The sequence below is a fragment of the Snodgrassella sp. W8158 genome, from assembly GCF_016100435.1.
Lineage (GTDB): Bacteria > Pseudomonadota > Gammaproteobacteria > Burkholderiales > Neisseriaceae > Snodgrassella > Snodgrassella alvi.
In genome coordinates, this window is sequence record NZ_JACFSM010000001.1 from 653,285 (window position 1) to 667,021 (window position 13,737).

Annotated in this window: 12 protein-coding genes; 5 read left to right on the plus strand and 7 right to left on the minus strand. The window is 42.1% G+C overall.

The window, feature by feature from the left end; genetic code table 11:
- Positions 1–402: 402 nt before the first annotated feature.
- A complete protein-coding gene (locus H3V11_RS02875) occupies positions 403–879 on the minus strand; it encodes a hypothetical protein (protein ID WP_025331536.1) in 477 nt (158 codons plus the stop codon).
- 454 nt (positions 880–1,333) lie between these two features.
- On the opposite strand from H3V11_RS02875, the gene H3V11_RS02880 reads away from it, so the two are divergent.
- Positions 1,334–2,296, plus strand: coding sequence for an urea transporter (locus H3V11_RS02880; RefSeq protein WP_198223559.1), 963 nt, complete (start codon positions 1,334–1,336; stop codon positions 2,294–2,296).
- Between the two features lie 351 nt (positions 2,297–2,647).
- Here H3V11_RS02880 and rpmE read toward each other — a convergent pair whose 3' ends face one another.
- Together rpmE and cysS are read right to left on the minus strand one after the other, a co-directional pair.
- On the minus strand, positions 2,648–2,863 hold the full coding sequence (gene rpmE, locus H3V11_RS02885) for a 50S ribosomal protein L31 (protein ID WP_037394224.1): 216 nt from the start codon (positions 2,861–2,863) through the stop codon (positions 2,648–2,650).
- A gap of 259 nt (positions 2,864–3,122) precedes the next feature.
- Complete coding sequence (gene cysS, locus H3V11_RS02890; protein ID WP_025331538.1) at positions 3,123–4,532, minus strand: cysteine--tRNA ligase; 1,410 nt, start codon at positions 4,530–4,532, stop codon at positions 3,123–3,125.
- Positions 4,533–4,849: 317 nt separating this feature from the next.
- Between cysS and H3V11_RS02895 the strand changes: the two genes are divergently transcribed.
- Positions 4,850–5,545, plus strand: coding sequence for an OmpA family protein (locus H3V11_RS02895; RefSeq protein WP_084586009.1), 696 nt, complete (start codon positions 4,850–4,852; stop codon positions 5,543–5,545).
- Positions 5,546–5,676: 131 nt separating this feature from the next.
- Here H3V11_RS02895 and yidC read toward each other — a convergent pair whose 3' ends face one another.
- Genes yidC through rpmH form a run of 4 tightly spaced genes read right to left on the minus strand, consistent with a single transcriptional unit; the run spans position 5,677 to position 8,060 of the window.
- The gene (gene yidC, locus H3V11_RS02900) at positions 5,677–7,332 is read right to left on the minus strand and encodes a membrane protein insertase YidC (protein WP_025331540.1); all 1,656 of its coding nucleotides are present in this window, start codon (positions 7,330–7,332) and stop codon (positions 5,677–5,679) included.
- A gap of 19 nt (positions 7,333–7,351) precedes the next feature.
- Entirely contained in the window at positions 7,352–7,561 is a 210-nt protein-coding gene (gene yidD / locus H3V11_RS02905) for a membrane protein insertion efficiency factor YidD (protein WP_084547360.1), read from the minus strand.
- The gene (gene rnpA / locus H3V11_RS02910) at positions 7,558–7,917 is read right to left on the minus strand and encodes a ribonuclease P protein component (RefSeq protein WP_025331542.1); all 360 of its coding nucleotides are present in this window, start codon (positions 7,915–7,917) and stop codon (positions 7,558–7,560) included. The genes yidD and rnpA overlap by 4 nt, the downstream gene beginning before the upstream one ends.
- A gap of 8 nt (positions 7,918–7,925) precedes the next feature.
- Entirely contained in the window at positions 7,926–8,060 is a 135-nt protein-coding gene (rpmH, locus tag H3V11_RS02915) for a 50S ribosomal protein L34 (RefSeq protein WP_004283944.1), read from the minus strand.
- A gap of 222 nt (positions 8,061–8,282) precedes the next feature.
- Here rpmH and dnaA point away from each other — a divergent pair, with 222 nt between their 5' ends.
- From dnaA to gyrB, 3 genes are all read left to right on the plus strand, one after another.
- The gene (gene dnaA, locus H3V11_RS02920; protein WP_198223560.1) at positions 8,283–9,905 is read left to right on the plus strand and encodes a chromosomal replication initiator protein DnaA; all 1,623 of its coding nucleotides are present in this window, start codon (positions 8,283–8,285) and stop codon (positions 9,903–9,905) included.
- Positions 9,906–9,920: 15 nt separating this feature from the next.
- Positions 9,921–11,024 (plus strand): DNA polymerase III subunit beta, encoded by a 1,104-nt coding sequence (gene dnaN / locus H3V11_RS02925; RefSeq protein ID WP_025331544.1) that lies wholly within the window; start codon positions 9,921–9,923, stop codon positions 11,022–11,024.
- Between the two features lie 309 nt (positions 11,025–11,333).
- Positions 11,334–13,724 carry a DNA topoisomerase (ATP-hydrolyzing) subunit B gene (gene gyrB, locus H3V11_RS02930; protein WP_198223561.1) on the plus strand — a complete coding sequence of 797 codons (2,391 nt, stop codon included), beginning with the start codon at positions 11,334–11,336 and terminating at the stop codon, positions 13,722–13,724.
- The last annotated feature ends 13 nt before the right edge of the window (positions 13,725–13,737 follow it).

Genomic DNA, 13,737 nt, shown 5'->3' on the forward strand with positions numbered 1-13,737 from the left:
ATTCGAACAATAGCATATTCGGCAGAAAAGATAATCCCCCTGCTGATAATTGTTTTAAGCAGATTCTGCATTCCGCCTCTGCCAGGAATCAAGAGAAGATATTCAGAATTATTTTTAGCGGAACAGATAATCTATGCCGTACATGATTTTCTAATAGTTAAATATAATAATTCAGTTTGGTTATAAGATTACAAAGCCAGCTTTACTATTTTTCATATCCGGATATAAATTAGTCTGCTGGCAATTTATGTTTTTTGATTTTCGCATCCGACCTGTTTTCCGGAACTGAACCTTTTAAAACTATAAAACCGGCAAAGTTTAAATAATTAATGATGAATAATAAAAGAAAAACAGGGCTGAACACCCTGTTATGATGATTACTTTCACATTATCTGTTTCAATTTATTTAGCATCACAATCAGATGGTACTAAATGTACACTAAATAATTCTTTATCTTCATCTTTAAAATAATAATGATGATTAATGCCATCCGGAAATGAATTTCTTAATTTCACGAGATCAGGATCTCTATTTTCACAATATTTATTTTTTAAGTTATCACTAGTCATTTTCTGAACATTAGATGATGAGAAATTTTTTTTATTTCCTGTTACTACATATTTATAATCTACTACATTATTTCCAATAGTGAGATCGACCAGCTGAGTAGTTGAGGAAACTCTCATAGGCAGTTGCCGTTTAAGCTCGCTAAAGTAGCTCTGAATAGTATCATCATCTAATTTATTGTTATCAGACTTACTAGCATCTGACTGTACTGCCTCACTACCTGCTTTATTTGGCTCTGCCTGCTTCGAGTTACCACACCCAAAAAGTATCATGCTCAGGGATAATAACAACACTGTTTTCAAAATTTTCATATTTATTTCCATATCTAATACTGGGAATTATTATTATTACAAAAAAATAAATTAACTTACAATATTTAGTATTTTTTATTACTTAATATTCAGGTTTATTCTTTATTCATTAGATATAAATCAAACTTATCTGATTCGCTTAGTTTTATAAATTTCATATGAAATTCGTTTTAATTAATCTGGATTATATTTGAAATATTATTCAGTAGATTGTTCAATAGCAGCCTTACATCCGCGTATTTTTTGTTACAGACAAATAACGCCCTGATATAAATATCTATTACATTCTGCCAGATACTATTTCGCCTGAATAGATACGTGATAATTACATTTTTATACTTCTGCAACCCAACTATCGCTTATTCTCTTTTATAATCATTCTAATACTCATAGTTACCGCTGCTGATAGTAATTTATTTGTTCAGCTAAAGTAAAAATAAAAAGGAGAAATCAGATGAACACAGCCTCAGTACGTCAGTACTGGCATCAGTTAACCAGTACCAATCATCTTTGTCAGTTTATTGATGTTATCCTGCGCAGCTACGGACAGGTTATGTTGCAAAACAATCCTGTTTCCGGGCTAATCTTTTCAATAGGCATACTATTTGGCAGTTACAGTGCCGGTAAGCCACAAACTGCTCTGGCCTGCTTACTTGCTGTAGTCTGTGCCAATGCAATAGCTTACATGTACCAGCTTAACCGCAAAGCCTGGCTGCAAGGAATTTATGGTTTCAATGCCTGTCTGATTGGTATCGCCTTATCTGTTTTCTGCGAAAATTCACTGTATTTATGGCTAAGTATCATACTTGCTGCCATATTATCAGTATTTATTACACAAGCATTCAGCTCAATATTACAGCAATGGTACTTACCCTGTCTGACAATACCATTTGTGTTGATTACATGGCTGTATCTGTTGGCTACACCATCATTCTCAGTACTGATACGCGAACCGTCTGCTGCACTATCTGCACAGATTTCAAGTTTTCATCTGCTGCATCTAATACCGGATAGTATACTGGGCATTGCCGAAGTATTTTTATTTAACAGCACACTGGTAGGTGTTATTTTTCTGGCAGGGCTGGCAGTCAATTCAATCAGAATGGCTATCTATGCACTGGCCGGTTCTTTACTAGCCATCGGTATTGCACTGTTATATGGCAGTCAGATTGAAATGATTTCTCTCGGCCTCTATTCTTTTAATGCAATCCTGACAGCTATCACACTGGCTACTTTCAGTAATAATCAAAATTTTAAAACTGTTATTTATATTATCTTCGGTATTATCTTCACTGTTCTTACTCAGGCAGCATTAGCCACAATACTGAAGCCATTTGCCATACCTGTATTAACCTTACCTTTTGTACTAGTAAGCTGGTTATGGTTATTAACCAATCAAACTTTAAGCCAGCGTTAGCGTTTATCGATTTTATATATTGAATAAAAAAATAAGAAAAATTTGTATTTTTCAGATTCTAAAATTGGATAAGCAACAGAAAACAGCCATCCCGATAAAACAAGATTAAATCAATGCTTTTTGCTAACTATGAATCAGAAAATGCAAATTCACAATTGTGCGTGGAAATATCAAAGAAAGAGTTCTGTAATATGAAAGGTAAATGTATACCCACTTGAAATAATCAAACCAGTAAAATATTCGAATTTTTTGGCTATTTTTGCTGCTGTATTGAACACAACATCAGATTATCTGATAAAAAAGACTGCCCTGATGGCAGTCTTTTTCGGTGCAACATGTTGCAAATAAGAATTAACGTTTGAACATATTGCCGTATTTCTGATTGAACTTATCCACACGACCGGTAGAGTCAACGATTTTCTGTTTACCTGTGTAGAAAGGGTGACATGCAGAACATACTTCGATATTGAAAGTATCTTTTTCCATTGCGGATTTAGTTACAAAAGTGTTACCGCAAGAGCAAGTCACGGTTATATCATGGTAGTTCGGTTGAATGCTGTTATTCATAATATCGTCCTTGGTTGGCGGGCACAGGGGTTGTGCCTGTACCTCTTGAAACGGATGTCCAGAATTGGGTAATTATACTCGCATGAGTAAGATTTTCAAGTGAATCAGTATATAGCAGCTACTCTTCTTCACAGCTAAAACGATATGAAACGACCGGATTCCTCACATCCCACTATTTAAGTCTGACATTGCTGTCAAGACCATAATGCATTACAAAAATACACCCGGTCTGAGACTTAAGGCTGTGCTGTATACAAATTCAGGCACGACGCCAGCTAGTCCCGCCGGCACCATCTTCCAATACAATACCGGCTGCCGTAAGCTCATCACGAATCCGGTCGGATTCAGCCCAGTTACGTTCTGCACGAGCCTGCTGCCGTGCAGCTATCAGCGCTTCTATAGCTGCGCTATCCAGACCCTGAACCGTTTCCCCCACTTCTCCCTGAAGAAAAGCAGCCGGATCACGTTGTAACAAGCCCAGTAAACCTGCCAGCCCTTTCAGACATCCTGCCAGTTCGGCGTCATGTGTTTTATTAATTTCATTAGCCAGCTCAAACAATACTGCTACAGCTTCAACGGTAGCAAAGTCATCATTCATGGCTGCATAAAAACGGCGCGTGTAATCATTTAAGTCAGCATGTACTGCCACTTCTGCCGCAGCTGTATTTTTAAGTGCCGTATATAAGCGGGTTAATGCGCCTTTTGCATCATTCAGATGAGCATCCGAATAGTTCAAAGGGCTACGATAATGTGCACGCAAAATAAAAAACCGCACAACTTCAGCATCGTATTTCTGCAACACTTCGCGGATAGTGAAGAAATTTCCAAGTGATTTAGACATTTTTTCATTATCCACACGAATAAATCCATTATGTAACCAATATTTAACATGGCTGGCAAAATGATTATGCTCTTCACAGCACCCGTTTTTTTCTGCACCGCAACTCTGAGCAATTTCATTTTCATGATGAGGAAACTGTAAATCAGCACCACCTCCATGAATATCAAAATTTTTACCCAGTAGTGCTTTACTCATGGCAGAACATTCAATATGCCATCCCGGGCGTCCTCTGCCCCACGGGCTGTCCCATGCGGGCTCATGCGGCTTGGCTGATTTCCACAACACAAAATCCAACGGATCCCGTTTATGTCCGTCAACATCAACCCGTTCTCCGGCACGTAAATCATCCAGACTTTTCCCGCTTAACTGACCGTATTGCGGATACTCGCGTACAGCATAAAAAACATCGCCATTATCCGCCATATAAGCCTTATTATTAGCAATGATATCTTCAATCATAGCAATCATTTGCGGGATATATTGCGTGGCTCTCGGTTCGTGGTCTGGCGGCAGTACACCCAAAGCGGCTGCATCTTCGTGCATGGCCTGAATATAGTAATCGGTAAGCTCAGTAATACTAATCCCGCGTTCATTGGCACGGGCAATGATTTTATCGTCTATATCAGTAATATTGCGTACATAATCAAGCTGATAACCCAATTCCCGCAACCAGCGCGCCACCAGATCAAATACAATCATTACTCTGGCATGACCAAGATGGCAATAATCATAAACAGTCATACCACACACATACATACGCACCTGGTGCGGATTAATCGGTGTAAATTCTTGTTTGCTTCTGGTTAAAGTGTTATACAAGCTGAGCATGTCGTTTCCAAATGGCTAAAATGGTAGCACTGTACTAAGGTAATTAGTTTGTATGAGGTTAAACTGGTTGTTTTCAAGATATAACCAGCTTAAAAAGTTAATTATAGTAGTCTGAACGGTACTATAGCCAATAATTATTATGGTCTAAAGCAGTTTTCAACCAAAAACTTATCTTTTTATCATATAGATATAACCATTTTTCTTTTCAGTACATCATATTGCCAAAAAAGCATGACTCTTGCTTTTCTACTATAGAAAGCATAAAACAGAAACTGTGAAAAGCATAATCAAGCTTATATTCAAGAGAAGGAGTAAGTATGACTATCATAAAACCACTGGCTGCACTTGCAGCCGCTACCACCCTTGCTTTAACCGGTTGTGTTACCGATCCGTCTACCGGTCAGTCTCATGCCAGTAAAACAGCAGTATATGGTTTAAGTGGCGCTGCCGTATGCGGCATTGTCGGCGCGATTACTCATAACAGCCGCGGTGCACGTAATGCAGCACTTGGTTGCGGTGCTATCGGAGCCGGTATTGGCGCTTATATGGATTATCAGGAAAAACTGTTACGCCAGAAACTGGCTAATACCAATGTCGAAGTTCAGCGTGAGGGTAATCAGATCAAACTGACTATGCCTGAAAATGTGACATTTGCAACCAATAGTTCAGATTTAAGTGGCGCGGCTACCTCTTCTCTGTCTTCGGTGGCTGAAGTACTGGCTAAATATGTAGATACTACCATCACTATTGCCGGATACACTGATAGCACAGGTAATGATAGTATTAACATCCCGTTATCACAGCGCCGTGCACAATCAGTTTCAAATTTCCTGACTTCCCGTGGCGTTGCTTATAACCGTATCAGCGCTAACGGATACGGATCTGCCAATCCTATTGCCAGCAATGCAACTGTTGAAGGACGCGCACAAAACCGCCGTGTGGAAATCCGGTTAAATCCGGTACAGCAGGCTCAGACTACAACCACACAGCAAACTACAACCTACGTTCAGTAATAAATGAATATGCCTGACTGATTACTGCAGCAGCTCCAGCAGTCAGACAATTAAAATTCGGTATATATATTCAATCAAGCTGCAAATAAAAAAAGCACTTCAACATGAAGTGCTTTTTTTCAGACTGTATTTTATATATCCAGTGAGCGATGCAGTTTAGCCTGCCGCTCAATACGCTTATTGATAAACCATTGCTGAGCCAGAGTCAGAATATTATTCGTCAACCAGTAGAGAACCAGCCCTGCCGGGAAGAAGAAAAACATTACTGAAAAGGCAACTGGCATGATTTTCATCATTTTCGCCTGAACCGGATCAGTTGGCGGCGGATTCATAAATGTTTGCAGATACATAGTCAGTGCCATGAGCACAGGCAGAATAAAGTAAGGATCCTGACGGCCTAAATCGGTAATCCAGCCAATCCATGGAGCTCCGCGCAATTCTACCGAAGCAAACAATGCCCAATACAAACCAATAAATACTGGAATCTGCAGCAACATAGGCAGACAACCGCCAACAGGATTGATTTTTTCCTTTTTATACAGCGACATCATTTCCTGCTGCATACGCATACGGTCATCACCGTACTGATCTTTCAATGCCTGCAAACGCGGAGCCACAGCACGCATCTTGGCCATCGATTTATATGAAGCATGTGTGAGCGGAAACAGAATTGCTTTGACAGTAAGAGTAAGCAGAATAATCGCCCAGCCCCAGTTCTGTACCAGACTGTGCCACCAGTTCAGCAGCCAGAATAAAGGAGAAGAAAACAGCGATACTTTGCCATAGTCTTTAATCATCTGCAAATGATCGGCTACTTTAGTAATGACAGAATAAATCTGCGGACCGGCATACAAGGAGATACCGAAACTGCCAGTGGAGTTAGCACCAATATCTTTCAACGGTACTCGTACGCCGGCAGAATACAGGCCATCACTGCGTTTTCTGATATCTATCTGGCAGTCACTGGTACCACAAACACTGTTACCTTCTTTCGGCTGCAGAATCCAGGTAGTCATAAAATAATGCTGGGTCATACCAATCCAGCCGGTATTGGTTTTACGCTGATAATCTGCCTGATCACGACCAGAGGTATAATCACTGTCAAGATCTTTAAAGGCTACTTTTTCAAATTTACCATTCGGGGTATACAGTACCGGACCAGTATAAGTGTGATCGAAATAGCCTGTACCTTCAGGTTCCTTATCATCCCGCAGTACCCGGTAAGCTACATCCATTTGTAATGGCTGAGCATTGTGATTGGCAATTTCATAGCGCAGCCCGATCAGGTAACTGCCTTTAGTAAACGTATAAATTTTACTAACCTGTACACCGTTTTGTTCGGCAGCAGTCAGACGCACATCCAGTTTGTCACCATTAAGCGTGTACTGTTTTTGCGCAGCTGTAAATGTCAGATCTTTAAACTGATAGTCACCCTGACGGTTTAATAATACCGACTGGGCAACATACTGATGACCATTTGCACCATTATCCAGCAATACAAAAGGCTTGCTGGCATCACTGGTGGCCTTGTATTTATTGAGAGTTAGCTGGCGTAAATCGCCGCTTTTTTCATCAATAACAGCCTTAACAGTATCAGTAGTCACTGTTACCGGCTCTGTTTTACTCAGGGCACTCTCGGCAACAACACCAGTAGAAGAATTGCTGTTACTGGTGGATGATGTTTGTTGTGCAGCTGGCTGTTTTTCGGGTTGCGGGTATAATTTTTCCCAACCCAGCAAAATCGCCATGGTCAGCACAAAAAATATCAATAATCGTTTGAAATCCATAGTGTATTCCGTCTACTCGCTAAGGAAGAGGGTCATGACCGCAACCACCCCATGGATGACAGCGGCAAATACGCTTTATCGCCAGCCAGCTACCTTTCATTACCCCGTATTTTTGCAGCGCCAGTACGGCATATTGCGAACAGGTTGGATTGTAGCGGCAGCGCGGTGGTAACAGCGGGCTGATGGCATACTGATAGAACCGGATCAGACCCAGCAATAAATATCTCATTGCGAAGATGCTTTACACCTGTCAGCTGTAATAAGCAGCTGCTGTAAAGTCCTGACTACGCCAGCGTACTCAGCATGCCGGAACGGCTGGCGTACACGAATGATTATATCTACCGGCGGCAATTCATGCTTATGCAGGCGAAACCATTCGCGTATTAAGCGCTTCATATAATTGCGCCGGTTAGCACGTCTGGCAACTTTTTTGGCTACTATCAGCCCCAGACGCGGGAAACCTAAACTGTTGCGTGCCTGAAAAACCTGAATCCAGGCACGGCTTTTTTGGCAACGTAATGCAAAAACGGATGAAAAATCATCCGTTTTTAATAGGCGATATTTTTTGCCAAAATGATAATCCATTCTTGTTCTTACACAGCCAAACGTTTACGGCCTTTGGCACGGCGGGCAGCCAGTACAGCACGTCCGCCACGGGTTTTACTGCGAACCAGAAAGCCATGAGTGCGTTTGCGGCGGGTAACGGATGGTTGATAAGTACGTTTCATAATTTATTCCCGAATTAACTTTAAATAAAACGTAGCATTACACAACAAGAACAGCACTTTGTCAATCAATATAATCTGTAGCAAAGCTTTACGGGAGCTGTGTTGGTATAAAGTGCAAATCATGGTCAGAAATTTGTTTATTGCGTATAATTAGCATAATAGGCACTTATTGTTTCCAGCCTTCAGCCAGCTCCGATTGACAGATAAATTTAAGCTTCACGAATGACCCTGACAGAATTTTGGCCTCAGTGCCTATTGCAATTAAAACAAAGCTTACCTTCTCAGCAATACCAGATGTGGATTGCACCATTAACTGTGGGCGAAGAAAATGGCAACTGGGTTATTTTTGCGCGTAATACTTTTACCTTCAATCATATCCGCGAGCGTTTCTGGCCGGCTATCGAAAATGCCAGACAATCTGCTCTGCCAGACGGCAGCACTCCATTAATTCTGAAAATCGGACAGGGACTATCTCTGCAGGCTGCCACTGAGGCAATACCGGCAGGAAACAATTCACCGGTCAAGACTGCAGAACCAGCCTTAAATGTCGCTGAACAGCCGGCTGATACTAAACCGGATTCAGTTGATCGCAATAAAATTCCTTCTGAAGTTTCAACCAAACCACAGACAACGGCAAAACGTACCGAATCTGCTCAGGACATTATTGCCAAACGCCTGCGAAACAGCCAGACCAAAAGCGCAAGTGCTACTGCCGAAACAAAAGAAAACAGCAAACAGACCGCCACAGAAAAACCTGAGGCTGGTGAATCAGTGGCTACCTCTGATTCAGCACATGAAAACGGTAAAAAATCCCGCTATACTGATACCAACCTTAATCCTGAACATACTTTTGCTGCTCTGGTACAAGGTAAAGGAAACCGTCTTGCTCACGCTGCTGCGCTGTCGATTGCAGAAAATCCCGGCAATAGCATGTACAACCCGTTTTTTATTTATGGTAGTACCGGTCTGGGTAAAACCCACCTGGTACAGGCTATTGGCAACCAGCTGTTTGCCACCGACAACAAAGTAAAAATACGCTATATTCATGCTGATGAATTCATTCGCGGCATTATGAATGCATTCCACGCCAAATCTTTTGATGCCATGCGCCAGCAATATCAGCAGGTAGACTTACTGATTATGGATGACGTACAGTTTATTGCCGGTAAAGACCGTACCATGGAAGAGTTTTTTTACGTCTATAACCATTTAATTGACGAAAAAAAACAAGTTATCCTTACCTGTGATACGCTGCCTACACATATAGACGGCATGGACGATCGCCTGAAATCCCGTTTCTCATGGGGGCTGAGTCTGGAACTGGAACCGCCGGAGCTGGAAATGCGCGTAGCCATTTTGCAGAAAAAAGCTGAGCTGGCTCAGGTGAAGCTTGAGGACGAAGCTGCATTTTTTATTGCCAAACATATCCGCAGCAACGTGCGTGAGCTGGAAGGTGCATTCAAGCGGGTAGTAGCACAAAGCCGTTTTGCCAGCCGCCCGATTGATGTAGGGCTGGCTACTGAAGCATTACAGGATATTCTGGCTGTTAACCACAAACCTATGACCCTGGAACACATTCAGAATACAGTAGCAAAATTTTATGGGATTACCATTAGTGATATGGTAGGGAAAAAACGTACCCGGAATCTGGCTCGCCCGCGCCAGATGGCCATGACCCTGGCAAAAGAACTTACTCCGCTTAGTTTACCCGCTATTGGCAGCGGATTTGGTGGCCGCGACCATACCACGGTCATGCATGCGGTAAAAAGTATCTCCAAACTCCGCAAGGATGATGCTGAAACAACCAAAGCGTATGAAACCTTAATGATGATTTTGCGAGATTAAACCAAGGAACAAAATATGCTGATATTACAAGCAGAACGTGACAGTTTACTCAAACCGCTGCAGGCAGTAACCGGTATTGTAGAGCGTCGTCATACATTACCGATATTATCTAATGTATTACTGGAAAACCATCAGGGGCAAATCAAGATTCTGGCAACCGATCTGGAAATTCAGATTGATACCATCGGCCCCAAAAGCGAAGCAGAAGATTTTCGCATTACCACCAATGCCAAAAAACTGCAGGATATCCTGCGGGCTTTACCGGCCGGCGCAATCGTTTCTCTGGACTGGAATAACAACCGTCTGGTACTGAAAGCAGGCAAAAGCCGTTTTAATCTGCAAACCCTGCCGGCCGAAGATTTTCCATTAATGAGTGTGGGCGAAAATATTGATGCCAGCTTCAGCCTGCCACAGGAAACATTTCGTGAAATGCTTTCTCAGGTGCAGTACAGCATGGCCATTCAGGATATCCGCTATTATCTGAATGGTCTGCTGATGCAGACAGAAGGCAATCAGCTGCGTCTGGTCGCTACAGACGGACATCGTCTGGCCTATGCAGCCTGCAATATAGAAGCAGATTTACCCAAAGCAGAAGTTATTCTGCCGCGTAAAACTGTGCTGGAACTCTTTAAACTGCTTACCTTTCCCGAACAGCCGATCACTATTGAACTGCTGAACAATCAGGTACGTTTCCGTTGTAATGACACCATTATTGTTTCTAAAGTCGTGGATGGTAAATTTCCGGATTACAACCGGGTTATTCCACTGGATAACGATAAAATCTTTCTGGCCAACCGTACCGAGTTGCTGGGTGCACTGGAACGCGCAGCCATTCTCGCCAATGAAAAATTTCGCGGTGCCCGCCTGCAAATCCAGCCCGGATTACTGAGCGTGACCTGTAATAATAACGAACAGGAAGAAGCTCGTGAAGAGCTGGAAATTGCTTATCAGGGAGATACACTGGAAGTCGGTTTTAATATCAACTATCTGATGGATGTATTGCGTAATTTACATGCAGAAGATTTACAACTTGCTTTTGGTGATGCAAACCGTTCAACACTGTTTACCATCCCGAACAATCCCAATTTTAAGTATATAGTTATGCCTATGCGGATTTAAACATCCATGCACTCTTAAATCCGGTTACTGCCGTACGCCAGCTTTCTGTTTTTAATAGCTCAGTCTGGTTTACGGCAGTTTATTATTTACAATCAGCATTCTTATCTTCCAATAAACATCAGATAAAACATCATCTTAAATATAGCACAGGGCTGAAAAAAAACCGATTTTATGCTATAATAAGTTTTTGGTTTATTGCCCTCAAACAGGCCTGTTATACAGTTATACCACTAACGTTTTTTATAATTAATAACAGTTATAAATGACCTTTAACAGCATAACCGCTGCCAAGTTTAGTAAAGAATTCTTATGATAGATCAACACCCTGAAGATTACAGTGCCGACAGTATCAAAGTATTAAAAGGTTTGGATGCTGTACGCAAACGTCCCGGTATGTACATTGGTGATACTCAGGATGGCACGGGTTTACATCATATGGTATTCGAAGTTCTGGATAATGCCATTGATGAAGCACTGGCCGGATACTGTGATCATATTACCGTAGCAGTTAATGCCGATAACTCCATTACTATTGAAGACAATGGCCGTGGCATTCCTACCGATATGCATCCGGAAGAACATCGTTCAGCAGCTGAAGTAATCATGACCATTCTGCATGCCGGCGGTAAATTTGATAACAACAGTTATAAAATTTCCGGTGGTCTGCATGGTGTAGGGGTCTCTGTAGTTAACGCACTTTCTGACTGGCTCCGTCTGACCATCTACCGTAATCACAAAGAACATTTTGTAGAATTTCGTCACGGGGATGCAGTTGCTCCGCTGGCTGTTGTCGGCGATACCGACAAACAGGGTACACGTGTTCAGTTTCTGGCCAGTACCGAAACCTTTGGTAATATCGATTACCATTTTGATATTCTGGCCAAACGCATCCGGGAGTTATCTTTCCTAAACAACGGCGTCAGTATTGAGCTCTTTGATAAACGTGATGGCAAACACGAAAATTTCGCATTCAGCGGTGGTGTAGCCGGCTTTGTACAATACATGAACCGGAATAAAACGGCTCTGCACAATAAAGTTTTCTATGCCAATGGTGAAAAAGATGGCATGAGCGTGGAATGTGCCATGCAGTGGAACGACAGTTATCAGGAAAACGTACAGTGTTTCACCAATAATATTCCGCAACGCGATGGCGGCTCCCATTTAACCGCCCTGCGTCAGGTTATGACCCGAACCATCAACAACTATATTGAAGCCAATGAAGTTGCCAAAAAAGCCAAAGTAGATACTAATGGCGATGATATGCGTGAAGGTTTAACCTGCGTATTGTCTGTTAAACTGCCTGACCCGAAATTTTCTTCACAAACCAAAGACAAACTGGTTTCCAGTGAAATAGGTCCAGTGGTTAATGAAGTGCTTGGTAAAGCCTTGTCTGAATTTCTGGAAGAAAATCCTGCAGAGGCCAAAATCATCACAAGCAAAATTGTTGATGCCGCGCGTGCACGTGAAGCAGCGCGCAAAGCACGCGAAATTACCCGCAGAAAAGGGGTAATGGATGGTCTGGGGCTGCCGGGCAAACTGGCAGACTGTCAGGAAAAAGATCCTGCTTTATCAGAATTGTATCTGGTCGAAGGTGACTCGGCAGGCGGTTCTGCCAAGCAAGGCCGTGATCGTAAATTTCAGGCCATTTTGCCCTTAAAAGGTAAAATCCTGAATGTAGAAAAAGCCCGTTTTGAAAAAATGCTTGCCAGTCAGGAAGTTGGTACTTTAATCACTGCACTGGGTGCCGGTATAGGCAAAGAAGAATTTAACCCGGAAAAATTGCGTTATCACCGCATAATTATCATGACCGATGCGGATGTAGACGGCGCGCATATCCGTACCCTGCTGCTTACCTTCTTCTACCGGCAAATGCCTGAACTGGTTGAACGCGGTTATGTATATATTGCTCAGCCACCATTGTATAAAGTGGAATATGGCAAAAAAGACAACTACCTGAAAGACGAGTTTGAAAAAGATCAGTTCATGCTCAGCCTGGCATTGAATAATGCTCAATTAATTATTGGCGAAAATACTCTGGAAGGTAATGCTCTGTCCGAAATCGCCAAACAATTGATTCTGGCACAAAGTATGATTGCGCGTGAAAGCCGTATCATTGACAACAATGTACTTAATTCCCTGCTTCTCTGGAATGAGAATCTGGATTTAAGCACTGTAAGCAATGCAGAAAAAGCTGTGCAAACATTAACCGCACTGGTTAATGACGACAACCTCAAACTGGAACGCATTGGTGCAGATGATGAAGTACAAATGATTAAAATTACTCGTCAGTTGCATGGGAATCATATGGTCAGCTATCTGGATCAGAAATTTGTTGAAAGCCGCGCCTATCAGATTATCCGGCAGACAGCGGCCACTTTAAGCGGTATTGCTGACGTACCAATTGAAGTCATTAAAGGTAATATGACCACCGCTGTAACCGGCTTTGCCCAGGCACTGGAATTACTGATGGATTTAGCACAGGAAAAAATTAACATTCAGCGTTATAAAGGTCTGGGTGAAATGAATCCCGAACAATTATGGGAAACTACAATGGATCCTTCAGTACGCCGTTTGCTGAAAGTCAGAATCGAAGATGCGATGGCAGCAGATGATGTATTTGTTACCCTGATGGGTGACGAAGTTGAACCTCGTCGTGCATTTATCGAAAACAACGCTCTAAATGCTCAGGTTGATATTTAGTTTTTAAATACCT

Bases quoted from the DNA above. Each gene is read 5' to 3' on its own strand.
- H3V11_RS02875 (WP_025331536.1), bottom strand. From the start codon at position 879: ATGAAAATTTTGAAAACAGTGTTGTTATTATCCCTGAGCATGATACTT.
- H3V11_RS02880 (WP_198223559.1), top strand. From the start codon at position 1,334: ATGAACACAGCCTCAGTACGTCAGTACTGGCATCAGTTAACCAGTACC.
- rpmE (WP_037394224.1), bottom strand. From the start codon at position 2,863: ATGAATAACAGCATTCAACCGAACTACCATGATATAACCGTGACTTGC.
- cysS (WP_025331538.1), bottom strand. From the start codon at position 4,532: ATGCTCAGCTTGTATAACACTTTAACCAGAAGCAAACAAGAATTTACA.
- H3V11_RS02895 (WP_084586009.1), top strand. From the start codon at position 4,850: ATGACTATCATAAAACCACTGGCTGCACTTGCAGCCGCTACCACCCTT.
- yidC (WP_025331540.1), bottom strand. From the start codon at position 7,332: ATGGATTTCAAACGATTATTGATATTTTTTGTGCTGACCATGGCGATT.
- yidD (WP_084547360.1), bottom strand. From the start codon at position 7,561: ATGAGATATTTATTGCTGGGTCTGATCCGGTTCTATCAGTATGCCATC.
- rnpA (WP_025331542.1), bottom strand. From the start codon at position 7,917: ATGGATTATCATTTTGGCAAAAAATATCGCCTATTAAAAACGGATGAT.
- rpmH (WP_004283944.1), bottom strand. From the start codon at position 8,060: ATGAAACGTACTTATCAACCATCCGTTACCCGCCGCAAACGCACTCAT.
- dnaA (WP_198223560.1), top strand. From the start codon at position 8,283: ATGACCCTGACAGAATTTTGGCCTCAGTGCCTATTGCAATTAAAACAA.
- dnaN (WP_025331544.1), top strand. From the start codon at position 9,921: ATGCTGATATTACAAGCAGAACGTGACAGTTTACTCAAACCGCTGCAG.
- gyrB (WP_198223561.1), top strand. From the start codon at position 11,334: ATGATAGATCAACACCCTGAAGATTACAGTGCCGACAGTATCAAAGTA.